Source organism: Lysinibacillus sp. FW12 (assembly GCF_050817245.1).
GTDB lineage: Bacteria > Bacillota > Bacilli > Bacillales_A > Planococcaceae > Lysinibacillus > Lysinibacillus irui.
On the sequence record NZ_CP139094.1, the window covers coordinates 4,239,381 to 4,257,648 of the forward strand.

Sequence of the window (18,268 nt, forward strand, 5' to 3'; positions counted from 1 at the left end):
TGCTTAGCAGGTGAATTGATTTGGTCATCAACTTAAGATAATAACAAAAGGAATCGAGCGTGAAAGTTCTCGATTCCTTTTAGCGTTCCAATTATCCTAATAAAGCACGATCTGAATTCATTTTTTCACCACGTATGCGTTCAAATTCAGCCATTAAATCTGGGATGGTTAATTCATGTTTACGATCTTCACCAACCTCTAAAATGATTTGCCCTTTATCCATCATTATAAGACGATTCCCTAAATCTAAAGCTTGTTGCATATTATGCGTGACCATTAATGTCGTTAAATTATCTTTTTCCACTAGATACTTTGTAATCCGAGTAATTAACTCTGCACGAGATGGATCAAGTGCAGCTGTATGCTCATCCAGCAATAAAATAGACGGTTTCGTGAATGTAGCCATTAATAATGACAATGCTTGACGTTCCCCACCTGACAGTAGGCCTACTTTTGCGGAAAGTCGATTTTCAAGATTTAAACCAAGCATCTCTAATGATTCCTTGAAAAATTCACGGCGCTTTTTATCTACACCGATACGTAAGCCTCTGCTCTTATTTCTTGAGTATGCTAATGCGACGTTTTCTTCAATTGTCATAGCAGGTGCTGTACCTGCCATTGGATCTTGGAACACACGACCAATATATTGCGAGCGTTTATATTCAGGTAAATTCGTCACATCATTACCATCGATGGACACTGTCCCAAAATCAGGTGTTAAAGCTCCTGAAATCATATTCATCATCGTAGACTTCCCTGCTCCATTACTACCGATGATTGTCACAAAATCCCCTGGTTTTAAGTGAAGATTAATTTCTGCAAGTGCAATTTTTTCATCTGGTGTTCCTTCATTAAACACCTTATTAATGCCATGTAATTTAAGCAAGGCCTTTTCCCCCTCGCTCTACAGTTTTTACTGGTTTAAGTTCTGCAGCACGTTTCGCCTTTCGTTTGCGCTCCTTAGTCTTGTTGATAAATTGCGGTAAGACAAGTGCCAAAATAACGATGATTGCTGTAATTAATTTCATATCTCCTGAATCAAGGAAATCTACACGTAAAGCTAATGCTAGAATAATACGATAAATGATCGCGCCAGCAATGACTGCAAAAGTAGTACGAATAATTGTTTTTGTACCAAAAATGGCTTCACCAATAATAACAGAAGCAAGACCGATAACAATCATACCAATCCCCATACTAACATCGGAGAACTTCGAGTATTGTGCGATTAAAGCTCCAGAAAATGCGACAAGTGCATTAGAAAGTCCTAGACCTAGAATGATAAGTGTATCTGTATTTGCTGAGAAGCTACGAATCATTCGTTTATTATCACCAGTTGCTCGAATAGCAAGCCCTACCTCAGTCTTTAAGAACCAGTCTGCTAATAATTTAATTAAAATCGTGATGATTAATACGACAATCAGCACACTCCATGTACCTGGTACATGCTGAAATCCCATGCCTTTTAATAGGTTATTAAGAGCATCATCGATCCCTAAATTACTCCAAAATGTTTGAAACTTTGAAAATATCGTTTCTGAATTTAGCAGTGGAATATTCGGGCGACCTATCGTATTTTCTGCAGTTAACCCCATAATACGTAGGTTTATTGAGTACAATGCAATCATCATTAATATCCCTGATAATAGCGGATTAATCTTCCCTTTCGTGTGGAGAATTCCTGTCATACATCCAGCAATAAATCCAGCAACAATTGCCACTAAAGTCGCTAAGATTGGGTGGTAGCCAAGCAAGACCATTGTTGCTGCAGTTGCCGCCCCTGTTACAAAGCTTCCATCAACCGTTAAATCCGGAAAATCTAACACCCGAAATGTTAAATATACACCAAGTGCCATAATTGCATAGATGATTCCTTGCTCCACTGCGCCAAATAATGCTAAAAACATCGTTGAATCATCTCCTAAATCTCTTTTTTATTTATACCGCTTATAAATGAAGATAAAGCGGGGATAGTTCTCCCCCGCTTCGTTTTACTTTTCTAGAAGTTCTGCACCCCAAGAATCTTTAATTTCAATTTCTAAATCATCCGCTACCTTTTTATTGATTAGTAGTTTTAGATTTTGTGGATATTGTGCTGGTGTATCAGCAGGTGTAGCTTCACCTTTTAAAATTTTCACAGCCATTTGTCCAGCTTCATAGCCAATATCAAAATATTCGAAACCATAAGCAGCTAAACCGCCTCGTGCAACGGAGTCTAGCTCTCCTACGATAAGTGGTAATTTATTTGTGTTAGCAACATCAATAACAGATTCTAACGCAGAAACCACTGTGTTATCAGTAATAATATAGAAAGCATCTACTTTACCAATTAACGATTCTGTTGCTTGTTTCACATCTGCTGAAGTGGATGCCGAAGCTTCTACAACCGTTAAGCCCTGCTCACCCATAACTTTTTTCACTTCTGAAACTTGTGCTACAGAGTTTTGCTCACCAGCATTGTAGACCATACCCACATTCTTTGCGCCAAGCTCTTTTAGAAATGCTACTGTTTTAGAAATCGTTTCAGGATGTAAATCGATTGTACCTGTAACATTTTTTCCTGGTTTCTCCATTGATTCGATTAACTGTGCACCAACAGCATCTGTTACAGAAGTGAAGATGATTGGAATATCACTTGTAGCTGTAGCAGCTGCTTGAGCAGAAGGTGTAGAGTTAGCAAAAATTAAATCTACGTTTGCACTCACTAGATTGTTAGCAATCGTTGTGTTAAGACTGTTATCTCCTTGTGCAATTTGTGAATCATATTCAACTTTTAATCCAGCATCTTCAATTGCCTTTTTAAAGCCTTCTGTTGCTGCATTTAAAGATGGATGTTCAACAATTTGAGTAATGCCGATTTTATATGTTTTATCATCTGCATTTCCGCTCTCACTTGCGTTGTTTGATTCATTCCCTTTTGAATCCGTTGAACTAGAACCACCACTACCACAGGCAGCAAGAAGTAACACTAATCCAAATAGAAGGAATGACAGCTTTTTTACATTGCCCTTCACAAATAATCCCCCCGATTAATAACTAAAATATCTATCGCACTTTATCCAAACAAAGTGTGAATGTATCGCTATATTATCGTTATTATTGAGCCTCGTCAACAACATTATGAATGTTCTGACTTTTAAATTTAACAAAATATTTTAGCTAATCATTCAATTTGGCGCTTTAAACCGCTAAACTACGCTGTTTTAGTTATTCGTTTTCTTTTTTAACATAGTAAAAAATATTTATGACAATTTTGCGACGCTAGGTCATTGTGGACAAAGTCTGACATTTGACTTCTACTAGATATCTATAATAAAATGTTTACTTGTGTGAAAGCACCGTGGTTCGTAACCATCCCACGAAAAAAAACTAAGGAGAAATGAATATGAAGATAAAATTTTTAGCAGCAAGTGGTATTATTGCAGCTTTATATATTGCTGTGACAATGCTTGTTGCACCATTTGGTTTTACAGAAGTACAGTTCCGCGTATCCGAGATTTTTAACCATCTAGTGGCCTTTAATCCACGCTTTGCCGTAGGGATCATTATTGGAGTATTGATCTCCAATCTTTTTTCACCACTTGGCATTTACGATTTAGTGTTTGGTGTTGGTCATTCTATGATCACACTTGGACTGTTCATTTTAATCTGTAAATTTGTCAAAAATATGTGGGCACGTTTAATTATTAATACATTTTTATTTACATGCACTATGTTTATCATTGCCTTTGAACTAAACTTAGCCTTAGAGCTTCCATTCTTCTGGACTTGGCTAACAGTGGCTGCTGGTGAGTTTGTTGTGTTAGCAGTTGGTGCACCTATTATGTATGGACTAAATAAACGTCTTCACTTTAAAAATTTGATTTAACAGACGAGTCTAAGGATTCGTCTTTTTTTCTTGACACTATTCTGAAAATATTCTACAATTCTTTCTAATAAATGCAAGGAAGAAGAGTAGTAGCAAGCACTGTAACTTCAAGAGAGCTGGTGGTAGGTGCAAACCAGTAGTATGTACTTGTGAATGGACTTCAGAGCAGCCTTATCCAAATGTAAGGCCGACCCACTCCCCGTTATCGGAGTAGAAGAGCGCGCAAAAATGCGAATCAAGGTGGCACCACGGTTACTCGTCCTTTTTATGAGGATTGGAGTGGCTTTTTTTTATGGAAAATTAGCATAGAGGAGTCGAGTAAAGATGAGTACAGTAGTAGAGAAAAAAGGTTATTTTGGTGAATTTGGAGGAAGCTTTGTTCCAGAGGAGCTTCAAAATGTCTTAACTATTTTAGACGAGAATTTCCAAAAGTTTAAAGACGATGAAGACTTTAAGAAAGAATTGGATTACTATTTCCGTGAATACGTTGGACGTAAATCCCCTCTTTACTTTGCAGAAAATTTAACAAAGCAATTAGGTGGCGCAAAAATTTATTTAAAACGTGAAGATCTTAACCATACAGGCTCACATAAAATCAATAATGTATTAGGCCAGATTTTACTAGCTAAACGTATGGGAGCAAATCGCGTTATTGCCGAAACAGGCGCTGGACAACATGGTGTAGCAACGGCAACTGCTTGTGCCATGTTCGGAATGGATTGCACCATTTATATGGGCTTGGAGGATACAAAACGTCAGGCATTAAATGTGTTTCGTATGGAGCTTCTTGGTGCGAAAGTAGTAGCTGTTGATAAAGGACAAGGCCGCTTAAAAGATGCGGTTGATGAAGCGTTCGCTGATTTAGTAGAAAACTATGAAACAACATTCTATTTATTAGGCTCAGCAGTTGGACCACATCCTTTCCCTTCAATGGTTAAACATTTTCAATCTGTCATTAGCCGTGAAAGTCGTGAGCAAATTTTAGCAAAGGAAGGAAAGCTTCCAACAGCCGTCCTTGCCTGTGTCGGCGGTGGTAGTAATGCCATTGGAGCATTTGCTGATTATATTGCAGATGAAAGCGTTCGTCTTATTGGAATCGAACCCGATCAAGCTGCTACATTAAACGAAGGGACGCCTGGGGAGCTACATGGCTTCAAATGTTTAGTGTTACAAGATGATGAAGGAAATCCCCTACCAACATATTCAATTGCAGCTGGTCTAGATTACCCTGGAGCAGGTCCAGAACATAGTCATTTAAAAACAATTGGCCGTGCGGAGTATGTAACTGTTACAAACGAAGAAGTTCTAGAGGCGTTTCAAGTACTTTCAAAGGTCGAAGGTATTATTCCTGCCCTTGAAAGCTCACATGCAGTTGCATATGCTCTAAAATTAGCACCAACTTTACCATCTGAGGAAAGCATTATTATTAATATCTCAGGTCGTGGTGATAAAGACGTTGAACAAGTTTTCCATATGTTAACAAAATAGTATTGTAAAAGAGCGATCTCCCTTTTTGGGACATCGCTCTTTTTACTTTATTTTAGTAAATTTCTGTAATATTATTTGCCATTAGGATTTACCTCTAAAACACTGTAGCTTACACTATTATGAAATTGCCTTTTTATGCAGCTTAATTTTCAGTTTTTCTAACATATCAACTGTCATTTTAGCTAAATCATACTCTGCTTTAAAGCCCCATTCTTTTTGGGCTGCTTCTATATTTAAAGAGTTTGGCCAGCTATCTGCTATAGCCTGACGCACTGGGTCCACCTGATAGTCCATTGTGAAATTCGGTAAGTGTTTCTTGATTTCAGCTGCAATTTGCGACGGTTCAAAGCTCATTGCTGTAATATTAAAAGCATTACGATGAACTAGCTTATTACCATCTGCCTCCATCAAATCTACAATAGCTTGTAAAGCATCTGGCATGTACATCATATCCATAAACGTACCCTCTTGGATATAAGATGTATACTTGCCCTGTTCGATCGCTTCATAGAAAATCTCTACCGCATAATCAGTCGTACCACCACCTGGAGGTGTTACATAGGAAATTAATCCAGGGAAGCGTACACCACGTGTATCAACGCCAAAACGATTAAAATAATAATCACATAGTAACTCACCCGCTACTTTATTAACGCCATACATTGTCGTTGGTCGTTGCAAAGTATCCTGCGGTGTATCTTCCTTCGGTGTAGATGGGCCAAATGCTCCAATAGAGCTTGGCGTGAAAAATTGCATATTTAACTCTCGTGAAACTTCCAATGCATTCATTAATCCACCCATATTTAAATTCCAAGCTAACAATGGATTTCTTTCAGCAGTAGCAGATAATAATGCCGCTAAATGCATCATCGTATCTGCACCGAAATCCTTTGCTAGATCATGCATTCTTTGTCCATCTGTCACGTCCAATATTTCAAATGGGCCCTTAGTATGTTCAAGCTTTCTAATATCTGTAGCAAGTATATTGTCCTCTCCATAAATACCACGAAGTTTTTCTACAAGCTCAGAACCTATTTGACCAAGTGCCCCAGTAACAATTATCTTTTTCATTTCTCAAAACCTCCACATGTGAACAATTGTACTTATGGAAAGTACAAAAATATATTGATAAACATTGATTTAATAACACTTTCAATGAAATTCATTATAATGTGTTCGTTTTGAAAATACAACAATTATATTAACGATATTCCTTAAAAGGAACAAACAATCCCTTACTTTCAGTATATGAACTCATAAAAAATATTGTGCTACAAAAATATATAAAACACATTTGTACATCTGAAGGATACACATTTTGTTGTTAACTCTATTTTATAAACAAACAAAAAAAGAATCCCCTTTCTCATAGGAGATTCCCTTTCAACATTTTTCTTTGAGAATAAATTATATCGAAAAACGTTTTACAGCTATTTGCAAAACTTTTGATACTTTGCGCAATTCTTTAATATAATTATTGAATTGTTCCTGTGCTGCCAATTGGTCTGCTGTTAGTGTAGCAACATGCTTAGTAGACACGGTATTCGTATCCGATAAAGCTGTTAACATAACAGCATCCTCACTTACTGTCTTTGTGTGATTGGCAATCTCTTGAACAGTGGCAGTTACTTCCATCATATAAGGCTTAATAGTATGTACTTTTTCTAAAATTTGATCGAAGCTTGACGCAGTTTGCCCTGTTACAGCAACACCTTTTTCAGTTGCCACCAACACGCCCTCCATCATTTGTACGGCATAGCTCGAATCTAAATGGATATTCTGGACAATGGATGTAATCGTTTGTGTTGATTGGACCGTCTGTTCTGCTAACTTGCGTACCTCATTAGCAACAACCGCGAATCCCTTTCCATGTTCTCCTGCTCTAGCAGCTTCGATAGATGCATTTAACGCTAATAAGTTGGTTTGTGCTGTTATTTTTTCAATGACCTCAATCATTTGATCAATCGATGATGCACGCTCAACCAAATTAAAGATCGCTGTATTGGATTTTTCAACAGCCTCCTTAATAGCCTTCATTTGTGCTAAATTAGCCTGTACAATTTCTGTTCCGCTTTCTGCATCTCGTGCTGTATGATGTGCGAAGCTTTCCACGACCTGCACTTTCTCTAAGATGACCTGTACATCATGTAAAACTTCCTCTAAGGAAGCCGTATTGGAAGCTAATTTGCTAGTAGAAGCTGCCGTTGAATCAGCAATAGATTGTACATCCTTTGCAATTTTTAACGTTGTTGTTGATGATTGCTCTGAGGATTCTTGTAATTTACCTGTCATTTCCTCTACTTCATAAGCACTATCCGTTACAGTATGGAGTAAGCGCTTCACCTCAGTAGTCATTTGATTGTACGACAATACTACCTCACCAAGCTCATCATTGGCCACATAACTAGCATTTGCAGTGAAATCTCCTTGCTCTGCTCGTTTTAATAATGACTTTAATTGGCGCGTTGGCACATTGACTGATTGGGTTGCAATAAATCCGATCAGAATGACAAGCATCACAACCGTTAAACATACACCCCCTAGTAACCAATATCCAAATTGCACATCTTTCTGATAAGATTTTTGTCGATCTTTAGCTCTTTCAACTAAATAATTTTGTGTTTCTTCTAATAATGTATGACTTTCTTGACTTATGGGTAGAAAAGTCTGCGAATAAAACTGCTCTAGCTCTCCTTGGTTCAATTGCTTATAGTCCTCAATCAAATTTTCCTGCTCCTTGAACAAAGCCTTATATTTTTTGATCTGATGACTCATTTTTTTATCGATTTCCTGGCTATCTAGTTGCTCAACAGGCATAGTCATGTCTTTTAAAACGACAGTCATTTCTTGATAATCACCCTTAGAATCTACTATAAAGTCTAGTTGACGCTGTGATTCTTCAAGCTCATTTAGCAAACCAATTGGGACAAGTCCCTGTGTGTAACTCTCACTTGCATGCCACGACATCTTCCTCAAATAATCTACACTAAACACACCTAGCAATACATTCGATAATACACAAACAATCATGAGTACAAGTAACTTGTCCTTCACCTTTATGAAACGAAAAAAATGCATGATCCTTGGCTCCTTCTCCAACTCTTACCAATAATAATAGTATGAGGATATAAAGCCAGTGTTATGTTTTTGTAAAGATTACGCGAAGAATTAAGAGTTTTTGCCCATTCGATAGTTCTATATAAGTAATTTAATATACTTTTTATTTCATACTATTGATCCTAATTAACACCAATTCACTTCCTGAAACCTTCCATGCATTCCCAACGTTTATAGTATATAGAGAATGGAGGTGTTACATTTGTCGCAACTCAAGAGATTGGACGTTAGTTTAATAGTAAGTCTTCTTCTGCTAGGTGGTATTAGCTGCCTTTTTGTCCATTCTAGTAGTGTCAACTTCGCTCAATATTCTAGTTCCTTCATTATTAAGCAATTTATATTTTATTTTATTGGTTTTTTTATCATGTTTGGAATTTCCCTACTTGATATTGAACAATTAAAAAGGATTGGCTGGCCATTTTATGGATTGATAGTACTATTAACGGCTGGACTAATCATTGCACCAGAGAGTATAGCTAGGACCATCAATCAAGCTAAATCTTGGTATCAAATACCGTTTTTAGGCTCTCTCCAGCCATCAGAATTTTTAAAGTTCGCCTTTTTAATTGTTGTGAGTAAGGTCATTATTGCACATCAAGAGAAAAATGTACGCCCCTCTTATCTAGCCGATCTATGGCTACTCATAAAAATCGGGCTTATTGTCCTTCCTCCTACCCTTCTTGTTTATAAACAACCCGATACAGGAATGGTAATGTTGTATATGGCAATGAACTTACCAATGATCTTCTTTTCAGGTATTCAAAAAAAGCTTCTTGTCATTTTTACTGCCATCCCATTAGTGATAATTAGTACTATCTTAGTGCTCTATGTCAGATTTAACGAATTTTTTACAGAGAAAATTTTAGGTTCCTTGTCAGGACACCAAGTTTCTAGGATTTATGGATGGCTTCAGCCCTATGAATATACAGATTCATCTTTTCAAGTTCGCCAAGGCTTTTTAGCCATCGGATCTGGGGAATTAGCAGGCAAGGGTTATCTCAACAACAATGTCTATGTACCTGAAAAGCACACCGATTTTATATTTTCTGCCATAGCGGAGGAGTTGGGTTTTATGGGTGGAGCCTTTGTGATTGCCCTACTATTTTTCGTTATTTACCGTATTGTTCTTATTACAGTAGAAGCGAAGGACCCCTTTATGACTTTAATGGGCGCAGGGATTTCCAGCTTACTAGCCTTCCAAATTACTCAAAATATTGGTATGACGATTGGTCTCCTGCCTGTCACAGGTGTAACCTTACCATTTTTAAGTTATGGTGGTAGTTCATTGTTATCGAATTTCATGCTTATGGGAATCGTCATGATTATTCATAAATCTTATAAGGGTTATATGTTTAAGGTAGAGGATTAGGAGATGGAAACTTATGAATATTACATTAAAAAAGCGAATTCTTTTATTATTGCTAATAACAGGCGTAATTCTATCTGTATTGATTATCCGTCTCGCCTTTGTCATGCTTTAAAATACAAAAGCTGTCTCTTAAACTTCACTTAAGAGACAGCAATTATTTACAGCTGATTTATACTATCCACAACAACCTCAAGTATGCGTTCCAGATCTTCTTTTGAAATATTAAGTGGTGGAGATAATGTTAAAACATTATTAAACCCTGCAACGGTTGCCCCATTTTTCCCAATGATGACCCCTTGCTCTTTACATTTCGCAATGACAGTATTCACCTTTTCCACCGCTAAAGGATCTTTCGAGACTTTATCAACAACTAATTCAATCCCAATCAATAAGCCTTTTCCTCGCACATCTCCAACATTTGAATGATGCTGCAATTCTTGTTGTAAAGATTGTAATGTGGCAGCGCCCACTTCTTTGGATCGCTCGAACAATGCTTCTTGTTCAAGAATTTCAATATTCTTCAATGCTACTGCACATGCCACTGGGGAGCCGCCAAATGTATTCACATGGCGGAAATAGCCGTATGCATCAGAACCTGTAAACGCCTCATAAATTTCGCGTTTTACCGCAGTAGCAGATAGTGGTAAGTAGGCACTTGTAATTCCTTTAGCCATCGTAATGATATCTGGCTTTACTCCATAATTCATAAATCCAAAAGGCTTCCCTGTACGACCGAAGCCACAAATAACTTCATCGACAATCATTAAAGCACCGTGTTTTTTACATACTGCCTCAATGCCTTTTAAATAGTTTTCCGGTGGCATAATAACACCGCCACCTGTAATAATGGGCTCTAAGATCATGGCGGCAATGGTATCGCCTAGCTCCCATGTCATCGTTTTGTCTACAGCCTTTACACTCGCTAAATCTAATGGGGCAATAGTATCACTTTCATACTCGCGATATTGATCAGGTGGTGCAACATGGATAAACCCAGGTGATAGTGGCTCATATTTATATTTGCGCTCCGCCTGCCCTGTTGCCGCTAATGCACCGAATGAGTTCCCATGATAAGCACGGTAGCGAGAGACAATTTTATAGCGAGAGCTTTGTCCCTTTTGCTGGTGGTATTGTCGAGCAATTTTAAAAGCTGTTTCATTCGCCTCTGAACCGCTATTAGAGAAGAAAATAACGTAATCTCCACCAAGCATGTCATTTAGCTTTTCGGCTAGTTCGACTGCTGGCAAATGCCCCTGGGATAAGGGAGCATACGCATTTTTCATCATTTGCTCATGTGCAGCATCGGCTAATTCTTTACGTCCATAGCCAACATTGACACACCATAGCCCAGCCATCGCATCAATATATTCCACACCATCTGTATCAATAATTCTGGCACCATCAGATTTCTCCACTACATATGTGGCTTGTGGATTGTACGGTTTCATTGAATGCCATACATATTGCTCATCCTTTGTTAATACATCACTTTTAAGATTTGTCTGCGTCATAGCCAAACACCCCTCCTTATTATTTTCACTGCATTAGCTTTTCGCGTCGTTATTGCTTGGGAAAGCAAAGGAACTTGTTGTATCCTCAGTTTCATCTGGCCAGCGTTCAGAAATGGTTTTTGCTTTTGTAAAGAATCTCGCTTGATCTGGTCCAAACATATGCCCCTCACCAAATTTAGAGCGTTTCCATCCCCCAAAGTTGTGATAGCCAACAGGAATTGGTATTGGTACATTAACCCCTACCATGCCAACTTCTATTTCTTCTTGGAATCTACGTGCTGCTGCTCCACTGCTTGTAAACATGGTTACACCATTACCAAGTTCATGGTCATTTATGAGATCAATCGCTTCTTGTAATGTATCTACACCTACTACAATACGCGCTGGTCCAAAAACCTCTTCTTTAAAGATCGTCATTTCTGGTGTCACATTGTTCAGTAGTGTTGGACCAAGATAAAAACCATTAGACGTTTCGCATACTTTTGGATGTCTACCGTCGATGACAAGATTTGCTCCTTCAGTGACTGCCCCATCGATATAACGTATAATTGTTTCCTTCGATTGTTTAGTAATGACTGGGCCAAAGTCGACATCTTGCTCTGTATATGGCCCTACCTTAAGTTGAGATATTTTATGTTTCAATATTTCTGTAAAACGTTGTTCCGTATCCTTACCTACAACAAGTGCACCTGAAATAGCCATACAGCGCTGAGAGGCTGCACCATATGCGGCTCCTAAAAAGGCATTGGCTGTTTGTTCTAAGTTGGCATCTGGCATAACAATCATGAAATTCTTTCCACCGCCAAATGCTGCAACTCGTTTATTGTGTTTTGTTCCAGTTTGATAGATATATTCAGCAACAGGCGTTGAGCCAACAAATGAAATTGCTTGTATCTCTTTGTTTTCTAATAGTTCATCGACTGCCTCTTTATCTCCATTAACCACTGTCCAAATACCATCTGGAAGTCCTGCCTCTTTCCATAATTGGCTTAAATATAAGGCAGAAATAGGAACGCGCTCAGACGGCTTTAATATAACGGCATTCCCTACAGCAACTGCCATACTTGTAATAGCAAGTGGTACCATAACAGGGAAATTAAATGGTGCAATGGTTGCTACTACGCCGAGTGGCGATTTGGCAGAAAAAGCATTAATATTTCCACCTACATTGACGGAATACTCCCCTTTTAGCATTTGGGGTGCACTGATTGCCATATCAACTGATTCAATACCACGAACAATCTCACCTTTTGCATCTTCCCTTGTTTTACCACTTTCCTGACAAATCATATTGATTAGCTTATCCTGTCTTTCTACTAACAATTGACGGAAACGATGTAGCACTTCTACTCGTTTACCTATTGATGTCTTTTTCCATGCTGGGAAGGCCTCTTTTGCAAGCTGAATAGCATGCTTTACTTCATCTTTTGAAGCAAGAGGTACTCTTGCAATGACCTCACCTGTGGATGGGTTATACACTTCTGTAAATCGACCACTTGTACCGGCTACCTCTTCACCTTTAATAAAATGTGTTAGCGTTTTCATTTCTTGCTGAACTGTCATAATGAGACCACTCCTTCATCGTATTATTGTTCAAAATCAAACTCTTCCTTGCTGAAAATAGAGCTTGATTCATCGGCTTGTTTAACTGTCTTTTTCTTTTGCGTAAGCATATAGAAAATCATCACAACTGCAACGACAACACATGTGAATAAAATTTGCGAGCGCATAGACTCTATAAAGAACATCGCAATTAATAAAGCTGTTGTTGCTAGTATTGTGAAATACGTTAAATAAGGGAATAACCACATTTTCACCTTTAATAGCTCCGGGTTTTCCTGTTCAATCTTCCGTCGCATTTTTAATTGTGAAAAGGCAATGATTAAATAAAGAATGAGCGTTATAGCACTACAAGAACTTAGTAAAAACATAAAAACTTTATCTGGAGAAACATAATTCATAATAACTGCAATATAAGAGAAAAATGTTGCTGCTAAAATGGCATTTACAGGAGCACCTTTTTTATTTAATTTTAAAAATGCTTTTGGGGCCTCCCCTTTCTCCGCTAGAGAAAATACCATTCGTGAAGTTGCATAAAGCGCTGAATTTAAGCATGATAACACGGCTGTTAAAACAACAAAATTCATGATTTGTGCGGCAGCAGGAATCCCAATATAATCGAGAACCGCTACATAAGGACTTGTTAAAATATCTGAAGAATGCCAAGGTAAAAGTGTCACAACAACCGCTATAGAGCCTACATAGAAAATTAAAATACGCCAAGTAATGGAATTGGTTGCTTTCGTTACGGCCGCTAAAGGTTCATCTGATTCTCCAGCAGCGATAGCTACGATCTCTGTTCCCATGAAAGAAAAAATGACGATAACAACACCCATTAACACAGCACCAAAACCATTTGGTAAAAAACCACCCTGCCCAACTAAATTGGTCATACCTACTGCATTAAAGTTTGGTGCAATGCCAAAAATAATAAATGCTCCAAGACCGAGGAACACTACTATACTTGCAACCTTAATAAGAGAGAACCAATACTCAAATTCACCAAAGGCTTTGACAGAAACAACATTTGTTAAAGTAAGTGCTACGGTTAACAACAGACTTAATAGCCATAAAGGAATCCCATCATACCAATACTGAATAATTGCTGCCGCTGCTGTTGCCTCTAATGCAATGGCAATAACCCAGAAAAACCAGTACAGCCAACCAATCATAAAGCCTGCCCATGGACCAATGGCTTCATGTGCATAGTGTGCAAACGACCCACTCGTTGGATTGACAGCCGCCATCTCACCCAGCATACGCATAACTAACACAACGATAATTCCTGCGAATATATACGATAAAATTGCCCCAGGACCAGCTAAATTAATAACCGAGCCACTTCCCATAAACAGTCCTGCACCGATTACTCCGGCAATAGCAATCATCGTCATATGCCGCTTTTTTAACCCTCTTTGTAAATGCGTTTGTTGCTCCATATCTGTCACCTCTTTTATTAGATTACTTGATCGCTTACAAAAATCTTACATGTTTCATAACGTTGAAGTAATAGACAAACTGTAAAATTCTATACATATGTTTTAAACATAATGTAAAATAGACTAAATATTCTTAAAATAAAATAATTGCTATTTTATAAGAAAATACACAACATTAAACAGAATTTATAGAAAATCATTTTAATTTAATCATGTCAAAAGGAGGAGCTAAATTGAGTCCATTTCAACTAAAAGTACTAGATGTTTTGGAAAATAAATATTTTCAAAAGGCAGAGGTTGTAGCAGGTTACGAGGGATTATCAAGGATTGTCAAATGGGTACATGTTCTTGAAATCGTGCAAGTTGATGATTTTTTGGTCGGTGAAGAACTAGTATTAACAACAGGAATTAGTCTACAGCATAGCATTGAGGATTTTGCGGCATTTGTAGAAGCCCTTATTCAAAAAAAATGTGCCGCTCTCTGTATTGAGTATGGCTCCTATATTCAAACAGTTCCTGAAGCAATCATAGCACTTGCTAACTATCATCAGTTTCCCATTATTGTTTTTCATGAGGCAGTTCCTTTTGTTCGTATTACACAGGATTTACATAGCCAAATTATCAATAAGCAATATTTACTCATTTCTTCGCTAGAATCTTACTCACAGGCATTGAACAAAAATGCAGTCTTAGGACAGAACACAGACGATATTTTGCAAAATATGTATAACGAATTAAAGACACAAATCATGTTTGCTATTAAAGAGCGAGAGCCTATCTTTTATCCTAATATAGGACACAAAAAACGGCAGCAATTAGAAACATTGCACAAATCTGCACCACAATTTAAACATGAGCCTATTTTCATCTTTGATGAACATTATGCAGACCTAACACTCTATCGAGAAGATGGGCTATTCTCAGAATTTGAATTATTAATATTAGATCGTACAGCAACGGCATTAGCGCAACTATTAATGCGGGAATTCTATATCGAGGAAAAGAAGAATATAGAGGATGCAACCATTTTAGCAGATTGGATTGATCAAAAACTTTCTAAGGAGGAAATCTTTAAATTTATTGATACACATTACTCAAGCTATCAACAATCTAGTGGAACTATTTTTATTTTAGCCTCTCCCCATACATTGCCGAAAGCACAGGAAGATATCGTCTATAGTAAACTCTATTATCGAAATCTCTTTGAACAGCATGGCTTCATCCCATTTTTATTTGAAAGAAAGAGCTATGTTATTTTTATTTTACTTCATACAAAAGACAGCAAAGCAACTCGTGACATATTAAATAACATCTTTTCTACACTTCCTAAAACTGATTTTTATAAGAAGCAACAGACACAAGGCTTTCAAGTAGCCGTTGGGAAAGTCGTTTGTAACGTAGAGGAAATTCCGAAAAGCTATCAAACAGCCATAGAAACCTTATATATTTGCCGTAAAGTACAAACTTCCTCCTTTTTTTATGATGATCTGCATTTATATCATTTAATTTATAAGCTACAAATGCAGGTGAATTTACAGGAAGTAATTTACGACTATCTTCAGCCAGTGATTGAGTACGATAAAAAATATAATAGTAAGCTACTCGAAACATTACAGGTGTATTTACAAACAAATGGCTCCAAACAACAAACAGCCAATCAGTTGTTTATTGTTCGTCAAACCCTCTATCACCGATTAAAAAAGCTTGAAGGTTTATTAGGTAAAAATTTTATGAAAGGACATAACCGCATCACACTTGAGTTTATGCTATTGGCAAATTCATTAATTGAGGAGAAGGTCTAAAAAAGTAGGCACGCTCAGCAGGTTGTCTTCCCTTTTGAGCGTGCCTCTTCACTACCCTTTCACAACAACATCCTGATATAGTCCAGGTCTACGATCGTCATAAACTGGGATTCTTCCGCGTACTTCATCGACAATAGAAAAGTCTACATCAATGACCGCTACTTCTTCATCTTCAGCACCAATCCAAAGTACTTCACCCCAAGGCTGAATAATCATAGATTGCCCATTAAAGTTTTCTACCTTTTTTGAAATACGATTAACTGCGATGACAAAACATTGGTTCTCAATCGCACGAGCCTGTAGTAGCGTTTTCCAATGATCAATCCTTGGTGTCGGCCACTGTGCTGGTACAAATAATACCTTTGCTCCTTGTAAGGCGTGGGCACGTAACCATTCAGGGAAACGAATATCATAGCAAATGACACCAGCAGCCTCAATATCTCCTAAAGCAAAACGATTCATTTCATCCCCTGCTTCTAAATAAAGATGCTCGTCCATTAAACGGAAAAGATGGGCCTTACTATATTCCCCTACAAGCTCTCCTTGGCAATCAAATGTATACATCGTATTATAAAATTTATCGCCTTTTTTTATTGATACGGAGCCACCTACAATATGTACACCAAGTTCCTTCGCTAAGTGTGCCAAAAAGGCTTTCGTTCGCTCACCATTGACATCTGCTAAGTCAGGCAATTTCTCTAGTGCATAGCCTGTATTCCACATTTCAGGTAGCACAATGATTTCTGCACCTTGTTCTGCCGCTTCTCGAATCTTGTTTTCTGCTCGGGCAAAATTTTCTTCTACTTTGCCAAAGCCAACGTTTAATTGAATACAACCTATTTTCATATCTATTCCTCCTCTAGACAATTAACAGAAAAAGTAATACTATTTGCTTCATATTCTTCAATAATAATTATTATATTCTGAAAAAGGTGATCATGCATGGAATTCTCTAAAAAACTACAGCAACTACCTCCCCAATTTTTTGCGGCACTCGTCCAAAAAGTAAACAGTGCCCTAGAGGAGGGACGTGATGTCATCAATCTCGGGCAAGGTAATCCCGACCAACCGACGCCACCTCACATCATTCAAGCATTACAGGAAGCAGCAGACAATCCTCAAAATCACAAATATTCGCCGTTTCGTGGTATCGCCGAATTACGCCAGGCAGCTGCCAATTTTTACAAACGGGAATATAATGTTGATATAAATCCCGACACGGAGGTAGCAATTCTTGGCGGAACAAAAATAGGTCTTGTTGAGCTACCTCTAGCCGTATTAAACCCTGGTGATACCATGCTATTACCGGACCCAGGCTATCCAGACTACTTATCAGGTGTAGTATTAGGTGATGTAAATTTTGAGGTTATGCCACTTTTTGCTGAAAATAATTTCTTACCTGATTATCATGCATTACCTAATGAAGTGAAAGAAAAAGCCAAGCTACTTTATTTAAATTACCCGAATAACCCTACAGGTGGTACAGCAACACTGGCATTTTTCGAAGAGACTGTTCGCTTTGCCAAGGAACATAATATTATCGTATCACATGATTTTGCTTATGGGGCAATAGGATTTGATGGCAATAAACCTATTAGCTTCCTACAGGCAGAGGGTGCAAAAGACATTGGTATTGAAATGTATACACTATCGAAAACCTTTAATATGGCTGGCTGGCGTATAGGCTTCGCCGTTGGTAACGCCGATATTATTGCGGCTATTAATCTCGTTCAAGATCATTTGTTTTGTAGTCAATTCCCTGCAATTCAGCAAGCAGCAGCAGTGGCACTAACAGCTTCTCAAGAATGTGCAGATGAACTAAGGGCTACTTATGAACGTCGTCGAAATGTATTAATTGAAGAAGCTCAAAGAATTGGCTGGCAAGTTACGGCTCCGAAGGGCTCCTTTTTTGCTTGGCTTCCTGTACCTGTAGGCTACACTAGTGAACAATTTGCTGATTTATTGCTAGAAAAAGCTGATATTGCAGTAGCCGCAGGCAATGGCTTCGGTCAATATGGCGAAGGGTATATACGTGTTGGCTTACTTGTCAGCGAGGAACGCTTACGTGAAGCCATTCACAGAATTGAACAATTACAATTATTTACCGCTTAATA

Annotated in this window: 14 protein-coding genes, 1 riboswitch and 1 other annotated feature; of the genes, 5 read left to right on the plus strand and 9 right to left on the minus strand. The window is 37.9% G+C overall.

Annotated elements, in window-relative coordinates; all coding sequences use genetic code 11:
• Positions 1–91: 91 nt before the first annotated feature.
• The 3 genes from SJW71_RS21735 to SJW71_RS21745 all read right to left on the minus strand — a co-directional run bounded on the left by SJW71_RS21735 (position 92) and on the right by SJW71_RS21745 (position 3,014).
• The gene (locus tag SJW71_RS21735; protein WP_322611238.1) at positions 92–886 is read right to left on the minus strand and encodes an ABC transporter ATP-binding protein; all 795 of its coding nucleotides are present in this window, start codon (positions 884–886) and stop codon (positions 92–94) included.
• Positions 879–1,907 carry an ABC transporter permease gene (locus SJW71_RS21740; protein ID WP_322604813.1) on the minus strand — a complete coding sequence of 343 codons (1,029 nt, stop codon included), beginning with the start codon at positions 1,905–1,907 and terminating at the stop codon, positions 879–881. The genes SJW71_RS21735 and SJW71_RS21740 overlap by 8 nt, the downstream gene beginning before the upstream one ends.
• A gap of 84 nt (positions 1,908–1,991) precedes the next feature.
• The gene (locus SJW71_RS21745) at positions 1,992–3,014 is read right to left on the minus strand and encodes an ABC transporter substrate-binding protein (protein WP_322604814.1); all 1,023 of its coding nucleotides are present in this window, start codon (positions 3,012–3,014) and stop codon (positions 1,992–1,994) included.
• A gap of 320 nt (positions 3,015–3,334) precedes the next feature.
• Positions 3,335–3,379, plus strand: a riboswitch (PreQ1 riboswitch).
• A gap of 6 nt (positions 3,380–3,385) precedes the next feature.
• On the opposite strand from SJW71_RS21745, the gene SJW71_RS21750 reads away from it, so the two are divergent.
• Together SJW71_RS21750 and trpB are read left to right on the plus strand one after the other, a co-directional pair.
• The gene (locus SJW71_RS21750) at positions 3,386–3,868 is read left to right on the plus strand and encodes a QueT transporter family protein (protein WP_431811534.1); all 483 of its coding nucleotides are present in this window, start codon (positions 3,386–3,388) and stop codon (positions 3,866–3,868) included.
• Between the two features lie 67 nt (positions 3,869–3,935).
• Positions 3,936–4,135, plus strand: a binding site (T-box leader).
• 57 nt (positions 4,136–4,192) lie between these two features.
• Positions 4,193–5,356: a tryptophan synthase subunit beta gene (gene trpB, locus SJW71_RS21755; RefSeq protein ID WP_322611234.1), complete on the plus strand. Its 1,164-nt coding sequence runs from the start codon at positions 4,193–4,195 to the stop codon at positions 5,354–5,356.
• A gap of 117 nt (positions 5,357–5,473) precedes the next feature.
• Here trpB and SJW71_RS21760 read toward each other — a convergent pair whose 3' ends face one another.
• Both SJW71_RS21760 and SJW71_RS21765 read right to left on the minus strand, forming a co-directional pair.
• Complete coding sequence (locus tag SJW71_RS21760; RefSeq protein ID WP_274795483.1) at positions 5,474–6,427, minus strand: L-threonine 3-dehydrogenase; 954 nt, start codon at positions 6,425–6,427, stop codon at positions 5,474–5,476.
• A gap of 336 nt (positions 6,428–6,763) precedes the next feature.
• A complete protein-coding gene (locus tag SJW71_RS21765; RefSeq protein ID WP_407132714.1) occupies positions 6,764–8,434 on the minus strand; it encodes a HAMP domain-containing methyl-accepting chemotaxis protein in 1,671 nt (556 codons plus the stop codon).
• A 232-nt stretch (positions 8,435–8,666) separates the two neighbouring features.
• Between SJW71_RS21765 and SJW71_RS21770 the strand changes: the two genes are divergently transcribed.
• The gene (locus SJW71_RS21770) at positions 8,667–9,842 is read left to right on the plus strand and encodes an FtsW/RodA/SpoVE family cell cycle protein (protein ID WP_431811535.1); all 1,176 of its coding nucleotides are present in this window, start codon (positions 8,667–8,669) and stop codon (positions 9,840–9,842) included.
• 158 nt (positions 9,843–10,000) lie between these two features.
• Here the strand turns inward: SJW71_RS21770 and SJW71_RS21775 are convergent, their stop codons facing one another.
• Genes SJW71_RS21775 through SJW71_RS21785 form a run of 3 tightly spaced genes read right to left on the minus strand, consistent with a single transcriptional unit; the run spans position 10,001 to position 14,352 of the window.
• Positions 10,001–11,353, minus strand: a complete 1,353-nt coding sequence (locus SJW71_RS21775) for an aspartate aminotransferase family protein (protein ID WP_431811536.1) — start codon at positions 11,351–11,353, stop codon at positions 10,001–10,003.
• Between the two features lie 33 nt (positions 11,354–11,386).
• Positions 11,387–12,916: a CoA-acylating methylmalonate-semialdehyde dehydrogenase gene (locus SJW71_RS21780; protein ID WP_274795479.1), complete on the minus strand. Its 1,530-nt coding sequence runs from the start codon at positions 12,914–12,916 to the stop codon at positions 11,387–11,389.
• A 23-nt stretch (positions 12,917–12,939) separates the two neighbouring features.
• Positions 12,940–14,352, minus strand: a complete 1,413-nt coding sequence (locus tag SJW71_RS21785; protein ID WP_274795478.1) for an amino acid permease — start codon at positions 14,350–14,352, stop codon at positions 12,940–12,942.
• Between the two features lie 233 nt (positions 14,353–14,585).
• Here SJW71_RS21785 and SJW71_RS21790 point away from each other — a divergent pair, with 233 nt between their 5' ends.
• Positions 14,586–16,154 (plus strand): PucR family transcriptional regulator, encoded by a 1,569-nt coding sequence (locus tag SJW71_RS21790; RefSeq protein WP_431811537.1) that lies wholly within the window; start codon positions 14,586–14,588, stop codon positions 16,152–16,154.
• 51 nt (positions 16,155–16,205) lie between these two features.
• Here the strand turns inward: SJW71_RS21790 and SJW71_RS21795 are convergent, their stop codons facing one another.
• Positions 16,206–17,000: a carbon-nitrogen family hydrolase gene (locus SJW71_RS21795; RefSeq protein WP_431811538.1), complete on the minus strand. Its 795-nt coding sequence runs from the start codon at positions 16,998–17,000 to the stop codon at positions 16,206–16,208.
• A 96-nt stretch (positions 17,001–17,096) separates the two neighbouring features.
• On the opposite strand from SJW71_RS21795, the gene SJW71_RS21800 reads away from it, so the two are divergent.
• Entirely contained in the window at positions 17,097–18,266 is a 1,170-nt protein-coding gene (locus SJW71_RS21800; protein ID WP_274795474.1) for a pyridoxal phosphate-dependent aminotransferase, read from the plus strand.
• Positions 18,267–18,268: the final 2 nt, after the last annotated feature.